At 73.7% G+C, this 13713-nt stretch carries 18 protein-coding genes; 13 read left to right on the top strand and 5 right to left on the bottom strand.

What is annotated here, in order from left to right; translation table 11 throughout:
- From AB0N29_RS18740 to AB0N29_RS18725, 4 genes are all read left to right on the top strand, one after another.
- On the top strand, window positions 1-252 hold a 252-nt coding region (locus tag AB0N29_RS18740; RefSeq protein WP_364869130.1), incomplete at its 5' end, for a methyl-accepting chemotaxis protein.
- A 168-nt stretch (window positions 253-420) separates the two neighbouring features.
- Entirely contained in the window at window positions 421-1275 is an 855-nt protein-coding gene (locus tag AB0N29_RS18735; RefSeq protein WP_364869127.1) for a hypothetical protein, read from the top strand.
- A 28-nt stretch (window positions 1276-1303) separates the two neighbouring features.
- Entirely contained in the window at window positions 1304-2461 is a 1158-nt protein-coding gene (locus tag AB0N29_RS18730) for a chemotaxis response regulator protein-glutamate methylesterase (RefSeq protein ID WP_364869124.1), read from the top strand.
- Entirely contained in the window at window positions 2458-3294 is an 837-nt protein-coding gene (locus tag AB0N29_RS18725; RefSeq protein ID WP_302267789.1) for a protein-glutamate O-methyltransferase CheR, read from the top strand. The genes AB0N29_RS18730 and AB0N29_RS18725 overlap by 4 nt, the downstream gene beginning before the upstream one ends.
- A gap of 23 nt (window positions 3295-3317) precedes the next feature.
- On the opposite strand, the gene csrA is transcribed toward AB0N29_RS18725, so the two are convergent.
- Genes csrA through AB0N29_RS18700 form a run of 5 tightly spaced genes read right to left on the bottom strand, consistent with a single transcriptional unit; the run spans window position 3318 to window position 6709 of the window.
- On the bottom strand, window positions 3318-3551 hold the full coding sequence (gene csrA, locus AB0N29_RS18720) for a carbon storage regulator CsrA (protein ID WP_364869120.1): 234 nt from the start codon (window positions 3549-3551) through the stop codon (window positions 3318-3320).
- Window positions 3552-3560: 9 nt separating this feature from the next.
- Window positions 3561-3947, bottom strand: coding sequence for a flagellar assembly protein FliW (locus AB0N29_RS18715; protein ID WP_364869117.1), 387 nt, complete (start codon window positions 3945-3947; stop codon window positions 3561-3563).
- 20 nt (window positions 3948-3967) lie between these two features.
- Window positions 3968-4855 carry a flagellar hook-associated protein FlgL gene (gene flgL / locus AB0N29_RS18710; RefSeq protein ID WP_364869115.1) on the bottom strand — a complete coding sequence of 296 codons (888 nt, stop codon included), beginning with the start codon at window positions 4853-4855 and terminating at the stop codon, window positions 3968-3970.
- A complete protein-coding gene (gene flgK / locus AB0N29_RS18705; RefSeq protein WP_302267785.1) occupies window positions 4852-6231 on the bottom strand; it encodes a flagellar hook-associated protein FlgK in 1380 nt (459 codons plus the stop codon). Before flgK ends, flgL begins: the two co-directional genes overlap by 4 nt.
- A 1-nt stretch (window position 6232) precedes the next feature.
- Window positions 6233-6709 carry a flagellar protein FlgN gene (locus tag AB0N29_RS18700; RefSeq protein ID WP_302267784.1) on the bottom strand — a complete coding sequence of 159 codons (477 nt, stop codon included), beginning with the start codon at window positions 6707-6709 and terminating at the stop codon, window positions 6233-6235.
- A gap of 289 nt (window positions 6710-6998) precedes the next feature.
- On the opposite strand from AB0N29_RS18700, the gene AB0N29_RS18695 reads away from it, so the two are divergent.
- From AB0N29_RS18695 to AB0N29_RS18655, 9 genes are all read left to right on the top strand, one after another.
- Window positions 6999-7910: a sigma-70 family RNA polymerase sigma factor gene (locus tag AB0N29_RS18695; RefSeq protein ID WP_364869109.1), complete on the top strand. Its 912-nt coding sequence runs from the start codon at window positions 6999-7001 to the stop codon at window positions 7908-7910.
- Window positions 7911-8273: 363 nt separating this feature from the next.
- Window positions 8274-9401, top strand: coding sequence for a flagellin (locus AB0N29_RS18690; RefSeq protein ID WP_302267782.1), 1128 nt, complete (start codon window positions 8274-8276; stop codon window positions 9399-9401).
- Between the two features lie 132 nt (window positions 9402-9533).
- Entirely contained in the window at window positions 9534-10856 is a 1323-nt protein-coding gene (gene fliD / locus AB0N29_RS18685) for a flagellar filament capping protein FliD (RefSeq protein WP_364869104.1), read from the top strand.
- Between the two features lie 25 nt (window positions 10857-10881).
- Window positions 10882-11280 carry a flagellar export chaperone FliS gene (fliS, locus tag AB0N29_RS18680; protein ID WP_302267780.1) on the top strand — a complete coding sequence of 133 codons (399 nt, stop codon included), beginning with the start codon at window positions 10882-10884 and terminating at the stop codon, window positions 11278-11280.
- 26 nt (window positions 11281-11306) lie between these two features.
- Complete coding sequence (locus AB0N29_RS18675; RefSeq protein WP_302267779.1) at window positions 11307-11633, top strand: hypothetical protein; 327 nt, start codon at window positions 11307-11309, stop codon at window positions 11631-11633.
- 56 nt (window positions 11634-11689) lie between these two features.
- Window positions 11690-12073 (top strand): response regulator, encoded by a 384-nt coding sequence (locus AB0N29_RS18670; RefSeq protein ID WP_302267778.1) that lies wholly within the window; start codon window positions 11690-11692, stop codon window positions 12071-12073.
- The gene (locus AB0N29_RS18665; protein WP_364869097.1) at window positions 12070-12528 is read left to right on the top strand and encodes a chemotaxis protein CheX; all 459 of its coding nucleotides are present in this window, start codon (window positions 12070-12072) and stop codon (window positions 12526-12528) included. The genes AB0N29_RS18670 and AB0N29_RS18665 overlap by 4 nt, the downstream gene beginning before the upstream one ends.
- Window positions 12529-12591: 63 nt before the next feature.
- The gene (locus AB0N29_RS18660; protein WP_364869094.1) at window positions 12592-12963 is read left to right on the top strand and encodes a response regulator; all 372 of its coding nucleotides are present in this window, start codon (window positions 12592-12594) and stop codon (window positions 12961-12963) included.
- On the top strand, window positions 12960-13454 hold the full coding sequence (locus AB0N29_RS18655) for a hypothetical protein (RefSeq protein WP_302267775.1): 495 nt from the start codon (window positions 12960-12962) through the stop codon (window positions 13452-13454). Before AB0N29_RS18660 ends, AB0N29_RS18655 begins: the two co-directional genes overlap by 4 nt.
- Window positions 13455-13713: the final 259 nt, after the last annotated feature.

Raw genomic sequence — 13713 nt, 5'->3', positions numbered from 1 at the left:
ATCACCTCGATCAATGACTACCAGCTGACGATCGCCTCGGCGGTGGAGGAGCAGACGGCGACGACGAACGAGATGTCGCGCAACGTGGCTGAGGCTGCGACGGGTGGCAACGAGATCGCCTCCAACATCGCCGGAGTGAGCCAGGCCGCCGTGTCGACCACCGAGGCGATGAGCCAGTCGCGCATCGCCGTCGACGAGCTCTCGCGGATGGCCGCCGAGCTGCGCGGGTCGGTGGCCTACTTCAAGGCCTGAGCAGCGGCAGGCCCCGCTCCGGACCGGGGCGGGGGCACGACGACCGGGCCGGCCGGACCATGGGGTCCGGCCGGCCCGGTGCGTTCCTGGAAGGGGCGGCCGTCCGAGGCCCGCGGGTGCGGGTACCGGGTCGCTCGAGACCGTCGGCGTGACGAGGAGGGGTGAGAGGTGCCGTACACCCTGGTGGGCATGTCGGCGCTCGGCTTCGACCTGGTCCGGCTGCCGGGCGGGGCACGCGCCGCAGCGGTCCTCCGCACGGCGCTCGCGTGCACGGACGCCGACCTCGCCGCCCTCGCCGCGCGGCATCCCGGCGACCTGGCGCGAGCCCGGTGGGCGGGGGCCGCGTCGGTCCCGGCCGGACGCACGCGCACGGCCGACGAGCTCGCCCGTGCCGGGGTCGCGCTGCGCAGCCTGGAGACGTCGCTGCTCGGTGACGCGGCCGCGCTCGAGCGGTTCCTGCGCCACGACGCGCTCGAGCGGACGTGGGTGCGCAGCGGCGACCTCGCGGTGCAGGACCCCTCGGCGTCCGGAGCCGCCGACGTGCTCGCCGACGCCGCGCTCGCGTGCTACCTCGAGGAGTCGCTGGCGCCGGAGCAGCGGCGGGGGATGGTGACGGCGCTGCTCCGCTCGGGCGTCGGCGTCCGCGACCACACGGTCCCGGTCGGGCTGCCGGTGGTCGACGACGTCCTCGGCGCGATCGCCGCGAGCGACGACGCCGCGCGGCGCGCCTGGCGCAACGTGGTCGACCGGCTCCGGCCCCGGACGGGGCTGTGGGCGCCGGCCATGCACCGCGCCACCTGGGTGCTGGCGGTCACCGAGCGGCTGCGGGTCGCGGCCGACGCCCAGCTCGCCGCCGCGGTCGCCTTCCAGCGCGGCGGCCTCACCGCCCGCGACGCGGCGTACGGCCTCTGGAACGCGGTGTCCGGCACCGTGCAGGCGCTCACTGCCGTCGACCTGCTCGACGAGGCGGACGCCGAGGTGCTGCTCGCCGCCTGGCAGGACGTCCGGCGCGCCACGGGCTAGCGACCTCAGGTCCGGCGCCCGTCGGCCGATGGAGGAGGGGACCCGCGACGGCCGGGCCGGGCGAAGGGGCGGGTGCGACGTGATCAAGGTGCTGGTCGTCGACGACTCGGTGGTGATCCGACGGCTGGTGAGCGGCCTGCTGGCCGCCGACCCGGAGATCGAGGTGGTCGGCACCGCCGTCAACGGACGGGCCGGCGTCGAGAAGGTCGAGGCGCTCCGCCCGGACCTGGTCACCATGGACATCGAGATGCCGGAGGTGGACGGCATCGAGGCGGTGCGCCGCATCCGCGCCACCGGCAACAAGGTGCCGGTCATCATGTTCAGCACCCTCACCGAGCGCGGCGCCGTCGCGACCCTCGACGCGCTGGCCGCGGGCGCCTCCGACTACGTCGCCAAGCCGGCGAACGTCGGCAGCGTCGGCCGGTCGATGGAGCAGGTCCGCGACGCGCTCATCCCGCGGATCAAGTCCCTGGTCCCGCACCACCGCTCCGCCCGCCCCGACGCCGCCGGCCCTCGGCCGGCGCCGGCCAGCGAGGTGCGGCCGGTGGCACTGCGCCCGGCCCGGCCCGCCCCGGCGGGTGGCCACCGCGTCGTCCTCGTCGGCAGCTCGACCGGGGGACCGGAGGCGCTCGGGACGTTGCTCGCCGCGCTGCCGCTCCTCCCGGTGCCCGTCGTGGTCGTCCAGCACATGCCGCCGCTGTTCACCCGCCAGCTCGCCGCGCGGCTGGACCGCAACGTGGCCGCGCGGGTCGTGGAGGCCGAGCACGGCCAGCCGCTGCTCCCCGGCACCGTGACCATCGCACCGGGTGACCACCACCTGCACGTCACCGGTCGTCCCGGCCGGCTGGCTGTCCGGCTCTCCCAGGAGCCGCCCGAGAACTACTGCCGCCCCGCCGTCGACGTCTTCCTCCGCTCCGCGGTGGAGGTGGTCGGGGGCGCGGCCCTCGGGGTCGTCCTCACCGGCATGGGCCAGGACGGCTGCCGCGGCGCACGCGCCCTCGTCGACGCCGGCGGCAGCGTGCTCGCCCAGGACCAGGCCAGCTCGGTCGTGTGGGGGATGCCGGGCGCCGTCGCCGGTGCCGGCCTCGCCGAGCTCGTGCTGCCCCTCACCGACATCGCCCCCGAGGTGGTGCGCAGGCTCGCCCCGCAGCGCACCGCCGTCCCCGCTGCAGGAGCCACCCGATGAGCATCAGTCCCCGCACGTTCGGCTTCGTCGCCGACCTGGTCCGGTCCGAGAGCGCGATCGTGCTCGCCGCCGGCAAGGAGTACCTCGTGGAGTCGCGGCTGCTCCCGCTGGCCCGCGCCGGCGGTCACGCGGACGTCGACGCCTACGTCGGCGACCTCGAGCGGCGGCGTACGCCGGCGGCGGTCCGCGCCGTGGTCGAGGCGCTCACCACCAACGAGACGTCGTGGTTCCGCGACTCCGAGCCCTTCACCGCCCTCAAGCAGGTGGTGTTGCCCGAGCTGGCCGCACGCCGCGCCGGCCGGCCCATCCGGGTCTGGTGCGCCGCCTGCTCGAGCGGGCAGGAGCCGTACAGCGTCTCGATGGTCGTCCAGGACACCCCCGCGGTCGCCCAGCACCGCGTCGAGATCGTCGCGACCGACCTGTCGGAGGAGATGGTGCAGCGCGCGCGGACGGGGGAGTACTCCCAGCTCGAGGTCAACCGCGGCCTCCCGGCGACCACGCTGGTGCGCTACTTCCAGCGCGCCGGCGTCGGGTGGCGGGTGGATCCCCAGGTCGCCGCAAGGGTGAGCTTCCGGACCCTCAACCTGGTCCGGCCGTTCCCGCCGATGGGCGGCTTCGACGTGGTCATGCTGCGCAATGTGCTCATCTACTTCGACCTGGCGACCAAGCGCGACATCCTGCGCCGGGTCAGCCGGGTGCTGGCGCCCGACGGCTACCTGTTCCTCGGCGCGGCCGAGATGACCACGGGCGTCGACGACTCCTGGGAGCGCGTCCCCGCGGGCCGCTCCTCGATCTACCGTCCGAAGCCGGCGACCCGCAGCGGCGTGGCCTGAGCGGCCTCCTGCGCGGGAGAGGGTCAGCGGCGCTTGCGCAGCTGCTCGGCGAGGGCCGAGACGGTCTCCTCGGCCGGGGAGGCCGCGGCCCGGTTGCTCGACTCGAGCTCGGCGAGCAGCTCGGCGCGGTTGACCGACACCGAGCGGGGCGCGTCGATCCCGATCCGGACGACGTCGCCACGGACGTCGAGGACGGTGACGGTCACGGAGTCGCCGATGACGACGCTCTCGCCGACCCGACGGCTCAGAACCAGCACGGCAGCAGGCTACGCGACGAGCGGCGTGGTGACGGACAGGGCGGTGTCCTCGAGGATCACCTGGCAGGCGCGGCGGGTGCTCGTGTTGAGCACGAGCGGGGCGCGCAGGTTCGCGGTGGTCTCCTGCAGCGAGCCGCCGGGGGTGAGCACGAGGAGGACGACGACGTCCTCGACCGCGGAGATCTCCAGGTCGGCGACCGCGGCGTCGTCCACGACGGGTGCGTAGTCGGGGAAGAACGGGCCGGGGGGCGCCACGAGGAAGCGCAGCTCGGGGTCCTCGAGCGAGCGCAGCGCGCACAGCACGCCGTCCTCGTCGAGCTCGACGAGGGTGAAGCGCCGCTCGTCGGGGAAGCCCGGCAGGGGGTGCACCAGCTCGATCACCGGGATGTCGGACATGTCAGCAGCCTCCCACGGGCTCAGCGGAGGAAGTCGAGCAGGCTGGGCTGGGTCACGCGCGCCGTCGCGCCCAGGGCCGCCTGGTAGGCGACCTCCTGGAGCTTGAGGTCGACGAGGGCCCGGGGCAGGTCGACGTTCTCGACGTCGGAGAGGCGCGTGGTCAGGGCCAGCTTGGCGTCGCCGGTGGCGACGACCGCGCGCTCGACCTGGGCCTGGCGCGAGCCGACGACCGCCTGGGTGGCGCCCATCTTGTCGAGGTGGCCGGCGAGCTTGGTCAGGGCCGCGTCCATCTCGGCCTGGTCGCCGCCGATGACGGCGGTCGAGGCCGCCTCGAGGGTCGCGAAGAGCGAGTCGTCGCCCGCCCCGAAGACGTCCGGGCCGGCCACGTCGACCCGGACGGTGACGTCGGAGCCGACCTGCCGGGAGATCGCGCCGGCGGTGCCCACCCAGGTCCCGGACGCGTCGTACGCCCCGGTCCCGGTGGTGATGCCGCCGAAGACCGGCCGCTGCAGGTAGCTGGTGTTCGCCTCGGCGAGCAGGCTCTCCCGCAGCTGGTCGATCTCGGTGGCCAGCGCCTGGCGGGCGGCGGGACCGCTCGCGCCGTTCACGCCCTGCTGGACCAGCTCGCGGGCGCGCCGCACCTGGCTCGTCATGCTGCCCAGGGTGGTGTCGATGAGCCCGAGGCGGCCCTCGGCGTCGTCGGCGTTGCGGGCGTGCTGCTCGGCCTGCGCCAGCGAGGAGCGGATGCGCATCGCGCTGGTGGTGTCGGTGGGGGAGTCCGAGGGCCGGTTGAGCACGCGACCGGTGGTGAGCTGCTCCTGGACGGCGGCCAGCCGGCCGAGCCCGGCCTGCATCGAGCGCAGCGAGCTGTTCGCGAGCATGGTCTGGGTGACCCGGAAGGTCGTCATCGGGTGACTCCCGTGCGGTTGATGAGGGTGTCGATCACGGCGTCGACGGTCGAGATGACCCGCGCGGCCGCCTCGTAGGCACGCTGGGCGGCGACCAGGTTGAGCGTCTCCTCGTCGAGGTTGACGCCGGTCAGCTGCTCGCGCGAGCCCTCCACCTGGGCGGTGACCAGGCGCTGGGTGCTCGCCAGGCGGGTGGCCGACTGGACGCTGCTGCCGAAGCCGTTGACCAGGCGCTGGTACGACGACGCGGCGCCCTCGACCTGCGCGCCGACGGCCGTGGCGTTGGAGCCGTCGAAGGTGCCGGCGACCTTGGCGACACCGAGCTGGTCGGGGGAGGTGATCGCGACCCGCAGGCTGCCGGCCGCACCGTCGGGGTCGTAGGCGAAGTAGTCACGACCCGAGACGCCGTCCAGGCCGTAGCCGGTCCGGTGGGCGGTGTTGACCGCCGTGGCCAGCGTGACCGCGACGCCGTCCAGCCCGGCGAGGTGCTGGGGGAGCGTCGTGGTGACCAGCTCGGCGACGGCGCCGAGCCGGCCGCCCCAGGCGGAGGTCGGGACCGTCGTCGTGGTGGTCCCGTCGTCGATGCCGAGCACCAGCGGTGCCCCGCCGCTGCCGCCGCTGACGGTGACGGTGCTCGAGGTGGACCCGGTGACGAGGGCGGTCCCGTTGACCGTCACGTCCATCCCGCCGTCGGGGCGGACCTTCGCCTCGCCGCCGGTCAGCGTGGAGAGCCGGTCCGCGAGCTCGTCGCGCCGGTCGAGCAGGTCGTTGCTGTCGGTGCCGTCGAGCTGGGCGGCGGCGAGGCTGCGGTTGACCTCGGCCAGGCTCGCGGCCGTCGCGTCGATCTCCGCGCCGAGGTCGGTCGCGTGGTGGACCTGGTCCTCGATCTCGGTGGTGACGTTCGCGGCCTGGACGCGCACGGCGTCGGCGAGCGTCGCACCCGCGGAGAGCACCGCGCTGCGCGACGCCTCCCGCTCGGGGTGGTTGCCGAGGTCCGCCCAGGCGGCGGCGAAGTCGTCGAGCGCCGCGGCCACGCCGCTGTCGCCCGGCTCGCCGATGCCGCTCTCGACCCGGTCCAGCACGGCCACCCGGGTGTCGAGGAAGGCCTGCTTGCCGTGCTCGCGGCGCGCGCGCAGGTCCAGGAAGGGGTCGACCATCCGGTCGAGGCTCCCCAGGGCCACCCCGCCGGCGGTGTCGTCGGACCGCGACCACAGCGCGGCCTGCACGGCGGCGCCGGTCGAGACGGCGTCCGCGCGGCGGCGTACGTAGCCGTCGGTGGTGACGTTGGCGATGTTGTTGGCGGCCACGTCCATCGCGATGCGCTGGTAGCGCAGCGCGCTGAGGCCGGTGTTGAACGAGGCGAAGGTGCCGGCCATCTCAGAAGGTCCTGTCCACGAGGGCGGGGGCGTCGACCTGGGTGACGGCACTGCCGTCGGCGCCGTAGCTCAGCGTCGTGCCGCCGATCGCGAGGAGCGTCTCGCGGGCGGAGCGGTGGCCGGCGCTGAGCAGGTCGCGGTTGCTGTCGGCGAGCGCGGTGATCTCGCGCGTCATCGACGTCAGCGCGTCGCGGTGCTCGGCGAGGATGGTCCGCCACGGCTCGGGGCTCGCGTCGACCAGCTGCTGCAGCGTCGGCGCGGGGTCGAGGCCGAGACGCTCGCCGACGCCGTCGGCCTCCGCGGAGCGCAGCACCTCGGCGGTCCGCAGCTGCTCGAGCACGCTCTCGACGTCCTTCGCGGCGCGCATCAGCCAGGTCGTGCGGCCACTGGCGAGGACCAGCTGCTCCACCTCGAGGTGGTACTGCAGGGTCTCCAGCAGCTCGCGCTCGTGCCACAAGGTGGCGGACAGGTTCTCCATGGCCCCTCACGCCCGACGCGGCTGACCGGCCGGGCCCCACTGGTTCGCTCGGGCCGCGCGCCGACCGTGGCCGGAGGCGGCTTCCCGCTGACGGCCGACCCATCGGCGCGGGGGTGGGGGTCCTGAGCGGTTCGGCAAAGAGATTGCCGCTTCCGCACGACTCTCGGTCGACACCGCATAGCCCGTTCGGACTAGTACCGGGTGGTACGCACCCCCCGTCTCGGTCATTTCGGGGGGACACGGACGGAAGTGCCAGCGGGCGAGCCCTGGGTATGACGGAATCCTCCACGTGACCCCCCCGATCACGCCCCCCACCCTTGTCCACGAGCCCCTCGGCCCCGTCGACGCGCACACCCCCGCGCTCACGACCGCCGAGGCGGACCAGCGTGCCGTCGACCACGTGCCGCTGGTGGCCCACGTCGTCCGCGAGACCCTGTCGCGCGTCCCGTCGCACGTGAACGGCGACGACCTGCGCTCCGCCGGCCTGGCCGCGCTGGTCCAGGCGGCGCGGTCCTACGACCCCGCCCGCGGCGTGCCGTTCGGCAGCTACGCCACCTCGCGCATCCGCGGCGCGATCCTCGACGAGCTGCGCTCGGTCGACTGGGCGTCGCGCTCGGTGCGGCGCCGCAGCCGCGAGATCGAGGAGGCGCGGACGCGGCTGGCCGCGACCATGGGCCGGCTGCCCGACGACGCCGCCGTGGCCGAGGCGCTCGGGCTCGAGGTGGCCGAGGTACAGCGCTCCGACGACGACGTCGCCCGGGCGAGCGTGCTGTCGCTCAACGCGGGGCCGGACGGTTCCGACGGGTCCGTGGCGGACTCCCTCAGCTCGACCGAGCCGGGCCCCGAGGCCGCGCTCCTCGTCGCCGAGCGGCTCCAGTACCTCCAGGAGGCGATCGTCGAGCTGCCCGAGCGGCTGCGCGCGGTGGTCACCGGCTACTTCATCGACGAGCGGCCGATGGCCGAGCTCGCCGCCGAGCTCGGGGTCACGGAGTCGCGCATCTCCCAGATCCGCGCCGAGGCCCTCGTGCTCCTGCGCGACGCCCTCAACGCGGCCCTCGACCCCGACCGGCTGCAGCCGCACGCGAAGCCGAACGGCTGCGTCGCCCGCCGCCGCGACGCGTACGTCGCCGCCGTCGCCGAGCGGCACGCCGCCGCGCGCTCCGTGCGCGCCACCCTGCCGGTCTTCGACACCACCGCCTGACCGCTCGCTGCTCCTCGCCGCACGCCGCGGCCGGCCCTCGTGCCGGTCGCGGCGTCGTCGTTCGTGCCCGGCGGTCCACCCAGGGATGCAGGGACGTCGCCGCCTCCCCGGGTGAGCTCCACCAGGGGAGCGACCGTTCGTCGACATCCCTTGATGAAGCGTCTGCGACCGTCCGGTTCCGCTCAGGTCGCCCGCGGCCGTGCCGATCGGAGCGTCGGTCCGGCCGGGGCTCGCACTCCGTGGGGAGCCCCGCCGAACTTCTTTCACCGAATCGCTCATCCGGCACCGCCGGGTGCCGATCAATCGTCCGACGGAGCCCACGGACGGGCTCCAGCAGGTCGACTCACCCAGGAAGGAACCACCATGAGTCTCCGCATCAACCAGAACATCGACGCCATGAACTCGTACCGAAACCTCTCGGTCACGCAGGGCCAGATGTCGAAGTCCCTCGAGAAGCTGTCCTCCGGCTTCCGCATCAACCGCGCCGCCGACGACGCCGCCGGCCTCGCCATCTCCGAGGGCCTGCGCTCGCAGATCGGTGGCCTCAAGGTCGCCGTCCGCAACACCCAGGACGGCATCAGCGTCGTGCAGACCGCTGAGGGCGCGCTCACCGAGACGCACTCGATCCTGCAGCGCATGCGCGACCTGTCGGTCCAGGCGTCGAACGACAGCAACGACACCAACTCCCGCGCCGCCATCCAGTCGGAGAACGACGCCCTGGCCAAGGAGCTGGACCGGATCGCGACGTCCACGACGTTCAACAACGTCTCGCTCCTGGACGGCAACTACACCAACAAGAACTTCCAGGTCGGCTACGGCACCGGTGCCACCGACTCCATCGCGGTCAGCATCACCTCCACCGGCACCGGCGGCGCGAAGTCCAGCTGGGGCAACGGCGCCGCGGAGGCGACCGCCGCGGCGGCCACCTTCACGCACGGCGGCGTGGTCACGACCACCGCTGCCCTCACCGCGTCGACGGACGCCAACGCCATCGCGACCGAGCTGAACAACGACGCGGCGTTCAAGACCAACTACACCGCGTCGGTGGACGACAAGGGCGGCCTCGTCGTCTCCTCGAAGGACGGCCTGGCCGGCGCCATCACCGTCGGTGGCGGCCTGAACGCGGCCACGACGAACGCCGCGCCGGGTGCGAACGCCGGCTTCGGCTCGACCGACCTCGGTGTCGGCGCCCTGGTCCTGAACAACGCGACCAACGCGAAGGCCTCGACGGACAAGCTGGACGCCGCCATCAAGTCGGTGTCCTCCGCCCGCGCGAACCTGGGTGCGCTGCAGAACCGGTTCGAGCACACCATCAACAACCTCAACGTGACGCAGGAGAACCTCTCGGCCTCCGAGAGCCGGATCCGCGACACCGACATGGCCAGCGAGATGATGAGCTTCACCCGCTCGCAGATCCTGTCGCAGGCCGGCACCGCGATGCTCGCCCAGGCCAACCAGGCCCCGCAGGGCGTGCTCTCGCTGCTCCGCTGATCCCGTCCCTGGTCACGGCGGCACCGCCGCCGTGACCGGGGTCGTTCAGCTCGCGCCCCGGCGGGGTGGTCACCCACCGCCCCGCCGGGGCGCGCACCACCCCAGGCGCCACGATCCACGGAGGACAGGCAGATGGCCAGCGTCAGCGGGCTGGGCGGGTTCGACTCCGCCAGCCTGGTCGACCAGCTCATGCAGCTGGAGAAGGTGCCGCAGCAGCGGGTGCAGACCCGCTTGTCCGGCGAGCAGCTGCAGCTCAACGCGCTGCAGACCCTCAACTCGAAGATCGCCTCGCTCGTCACCAAGGCCGAGGCCGCCGCCGACCCCGCCAAGTGGGGCGGCCGCTCCGCGACGTCGACCGACACCAAGGTCGCCGTGACCGCCGGGGCCAGCGCCTCGCCCGGGTCGCTGAGCATCAAGGTCGAGAGGACGGCGCTGAGCCACCAGCTCGGCTTCGCGTCCACGGCGGCCCGCGCGGACGTCGTCGTCGCCGGCGGCACGCAGGTCCGGCTCGACCGGCTCGACGGCACCACGAAGACGATCGACACCAAGGACGGGACCCTCCAGGGGCTCGCCGACGCGCTCAACGACCCGGCGAACGAGACCGGTGTCCGGGCGAGCCTGGTCAGCACCACCGGCGGCTACCGGCTGCTGGTCGAGTCGACCACCACCGGCAAGGCGTCGGACTTCGCGCTCACCGGCGCCGACGGCTCCGCCCTGCTCGGGGGCGCGACCGCGCGCGCCGGGCAGGACGCCGAGCTCAGCCTCGGCGCCGGGATCACGACCACGTCGGCGACCAACACGTTCACCGACCTGCTGCCCGGCGTGACGGTGACCGTCGCTGCCGGCTCGGCGGGCACCACCAGCGAGGTCACGGTCTCCCGCGACGAGGCCGGTGCCACCAAGCTGGTCAAGGACCTCGTCGACGGCCTCAACTCCGTGCTCACCGAGATGACCGGCCTGACGACGTACGGCACGGGCACGGCCGGCACCGGCAGGGGGATGCTCGCCGGCGACTCCACTGTCCGGTCGGTCCAGTCCCAGCTGCGGGGGACGGTCTTCGGCAGCGGCGACGAGTCGCTCGCGAAGCTCGGGATCCAGATCGACCGCAACGGCGCGTTCACGTTCAACGAGGCCGACTTCAAGAAGGCCTACACCGCCGACCCGGCCGGCACGGCCGCGTCGATCAGCAGCGGGTTCGCCAGCCGCGTGGAGAAGACGGCCGACGCGGCCAGCAACAAGGACACCGGTCTCCTGACCGCCGCGATCACCGGGCGCAAGGCCGGCATCGAGCGGCTCACCGACAGCGTCGAGGCGTGGGACCGACGGCTGGAGCTGCGGCGCACCGCGCTCACCCGCCAGTTCACCGCGCTCGAGACCGCCCTCAGCACGATGAGCAGCCAGTCCTCGTGGCTCTCCAGCCAGATCTCCGCCCTCGGCTCGTCCTCGAGCAGCTGACCCCGGTCCCGAAGGAAGGCACCCCATGCCCAACGCACGCGACACCTACCTCGGCGCCTCCGTGTCCACCGCGGACCCCGCCCGGCTCCTCGTCATGCTGCTCGACCGCCTGGTCCTCGACGTGACCCGCGGTCTCGAGGCCCAGCGCCGCGGGGTGCACGACGAGGCGAGCACCCAGCTGCTGCACGCCCAGGACATCGTTCTCGAGCTGCGTACCAGCCTGCGCCTCGACGTCTGGGACGGCGCGGCGGGCCTGGCCGCGATCTACGACTACCTGCACCGCCGGCTGATCTCGGCGAACACCAGCCGCGACACCGCCGTCACCGAGGAGTGCCTGGTCCTTGCCACCGACCTCGCCGCGACCTGGCGCGAGGCGGCCATGCAGTCGGCGCACCCCGCGCCGGCCGTGGCCGCGGCCGGATGACCGCGGGGCCGGTCGACCGCGGGGGCATGCCCCTCAGCCGCGACGTCGACCGGGAGGCGTGGGAGGTCGCGCTCGACCGGTTGGAGCTCGACCTCGTCCGGGTGGAGCGCTCGCTGGGCGTCGGCGACCGCGTCGCCGAGGCCGACCCGTGGGAGGTGCCGGAGAAGTACGGCCCGCTCCCGCCCGACCTCCGCCAGCGCGCCGAGGAGCTCGTCGTCCGCCAGCAGTCGGTGATCGACACCCTCCGCTGCCGGATGGCAGCGACGCTGCGCCAGCGCGCCGTGATCGAGAGCGTCGGCCGGACGTCCGGCCCGACCGAGCCGCGCGCCGTCTACATCGACCTGACCGCCTGACCTGACCGCCTGACCTGACTGCCTGACCTGCCCCCGCCGAGCACCTGGAGCACCGCATGCAAGCGCTGATCATCGACGACTCCCGTGCGATGCGGTCGATCCTGCGCCGGATCGTCACCGGTCTCGGCTGGACGACGGCGGAGGCCGGGGACGGCCAGGAGGCGCTCGACCTGCTCGAGGGCGGCCTGGTCCCCGACCTGTGCCTCATCGACTGGAACATGCCGGTCATGGACGGCTACACGTTCGTCCAGCGGGTCCGAGCCGAGCAGCGCTGGCGCGACGTCACGCTGATGATGGTCACGACCGAGAGCGAGCACGGCCAGATCGTGCGCGCCCTGGCCGCCGGCGCCCACGAGTACGTCATCAAGCCGTTCACCGCGGAGGCCATCGTCGAGAAGCTCGGCCTCCTCGGTCTGCTGGACCAGGAGGTCCCCGCATGAGCACCCTCGCTCCGTCCGCCCTCGACCTCGAGGCCCTCGTCACCGACATGTGGGCCTCCTTCGTGGGATCCCCCGAGCTGCTGCTTCCCGCGGGACCGCCCGCCGACGACGTGGCGCTGTGGTCGGCGACCGTGACCGTCACGGGGGAGTGGCGCGGCATGGTCAGCGTCGACCTGGCCGAGGCCGCGGTCCTCGGCGTCACCCGAGGGATGCTCGGCTTCGGCGAGGACGAGGAGCCCGACGCGGCGTCGTGCACCGACGCGGTCGGCGAGCTGGTCAACGTCGTCGGCGGCAACGTCAAGAGCCTCATGCCCGGACCCAGCTCGCTCTCGCTCCCGGTCGTCTCGCGAGGAGCGGTGGAGCTGCCGTCGGAGATGACCGAGGCCAGCGTCCTGCACCTCGACTGGTGCGGCGCACCCGTCCGCGTCCGGGTCCTCACCGCCCCCTCGTCCTGACCCACCCGCACGACCACCCGCACGATCACCACCGCTCGACCACCACTGCTGGGAGCCGAACCCATGAAGATCCTCGTCGCCGACGACAGCCGCGTGATGCGCCAGATCGTGATCCGCACCCTGCGCCAGGCCGGCCACGGCGGCCACGACATCGTCGAGGCGGAGAACGGCCGGCAGGCCGTCGAGCTGGTGCAGACCGAGGCGCCCGACCTGGTGCTCTCGGACTGGAACATGCCCGAGATGAACGGCATCGACGCCCTGCTCACGCTGCGCGGCGCCGGCAACGCCGTGCCGTTCGGCTTCGTGACCTCCGAGGGCTCCGACGAGATGCGCGCGCGGGCCGAGCAGGCCGGCGCGGCGTTCCTCATCGCCAAGCCGTTCACCCCCGAGGCCTTCGACGAGGCGCTCTCCGGCGTCGGGCTGGTCGCGTCGTGACCGTCGGGGCGGTCGAGACCCACCTGCCCGGGCCCAAGGAGGTGCGCGACCTGCTCAGCGGGCTGCTGGGCCGCGAGGTCGAGCTGCGCACCGCCCCGCCCCTGGTGGTCAGCCGCAAGCGCCCGGCCAGCGTCGGGGTGTACGTCGACGCCCGGCTCGTCGTCCGCGCCGTGATCGTCTGCGACCTGCCGCTGTCGGCGTACGCCGCGGCCGCGATCGCCCTGCTCCCGCTCCCCACCACCGAGGCCTCGCTCGAGGCCGGCGGCCTGGACGAGACCCTCGCGGAGAACCTCCACGAGGTGCTCAACGTGGCGGCGTCGATGTTCAACGTGCCGGACGCCCCGCACCTCAAGCTGCACGCGCTGCACCCGGCGGGCCTGCCGCTCCCCGGCGACGTGCACGGCCGCACCCTCACCCTCGGGCGCCGCGAGGACCTCGCGGTCGACGTGCCCGGCTACGGCAGCGGCCGGCTCTCCGTCGTCCTGACCTGACCTGCTCGCGCGACGGCTCCGGCGGAGCGCCTGTGGACGACCAGGGCCGGGACGTTTCAGCGGCCAGCCGATGAACCTGGCGCTGGGACGATGAAGCTTCAGCGGCCGAGCGACAGTTCCAGCGGCCAGCCGACGAAGCTCCCGCCGCGGCGGACGAGTGAGCGCGAGGTCCGAGGTTTCTCCTCAGGTGCGGACGACGGCGGTCGATGAGGAGGGCGAGCACGGATCGCTCGTCCCCCCATGCCGACGGATTGGCACA

The organism is Nocardioides sp. NPDC092400 (genome assembly GCF_040684155.1).
In the GTDB taxonomy this organism is placed as follows: Bacteria; Actinomycetota; Actinomycetes; order Propionibacteriales; family Nocardioidaceae; genus Nocardioides.
The sequence above is the reverse complement of the archived record's forward strand: the minus strand, read 5'-3'. Positions and strand labels throughout refer to the sequence as shown.

Coding starts and splice junctions, on each gene's coding strand:
- AB0N29_RS18660 (WP_364869094.1), top strand. CDS start 12,592: ATGAAGATCCTCGTCGCCGACGACAGCCGCGTGATGCGCCAGATCGTG.
- fliD (WP_364869104.1), top strand. CDS start 9,534: ATGGCCAGCGTCAGCGGGCTGGGCGGGTTCGACTCCGCCAGCCTGGTC.
- AB0N29_RS18730 (WP_364869124.1), top strand. CDS start 1,304: ATGGAGGAGGGGACCCGCGACGGCCGGGCCGGGCGAAGGGGCGGGTGC.
- AB0N29_RS18690 (WP_302267782.1), top strand. CDS start 8,274: ATGAGTCTCCGCATCAACCAGAACATCGACGCCATGAACTCGTACCGA.
- AB0N29_RS18670 (WP_302267778.1), top strand. CDS start 11,690: ATGCAAGCGCTGATCATCGACGACTCCCGTGCGATGCGGTCGATCCTG.
- AB0N29_RS18665 (WP_364869097.1), top strand. CDS start 12,070: ATGAGCACCCTCGCTCCGTCCGCCCTCGACCTCGAGGCCCTCGTCACC.
- AB0N29_RS18675 (WP_302267779.1), top strand. CDS start 11,307: ATGCCCCTCAGCCGCGACGTCGACCGGGAGGCGTGGGAGGTCGCGCTC.
- AB0N29_RS18700 (WP_302267784.1), bottom strand. CDS start 6,709: ATGGAGAACCTGTCCGCCACCTTGTGGCACGAGCGCGAGCTGCTGGAG.
- AB0N29_RS18725 (WP_302267789.1), top strand. CDS start 2,458: ATGAGCATCAGTCCCCGCACGTTCGGCTTCGTCGCCGACCTGGTCCGG.
- fliS (WP_302267780.1), top strand. CDS start 10,882: ATGCCCAACGCACGCGACACCTACCTCGGCGCCTCCGTGTCCACCGCG.
- AB0N29_RS18715 (WP_364869117.1), bottom strand. CDS start 3,947: ATGTCCGACATCCCGGTGATCGAGCTGGTGCACCCCCTGCCGGGCTTC.
- flgK (WP_302267785.1), bottom strand. CDS start 6,231: ATGGCCGGCACCTTCGCCTCGTTCAACACCGGCCTCAGCGCGCTGCGC.
- flgL (WP_364869115.1), bottom strand. CDS start 4,855: ATGACGACCTTCCGGGTCACCCAGACCATGCTCGCGAACAGCTCGCTG.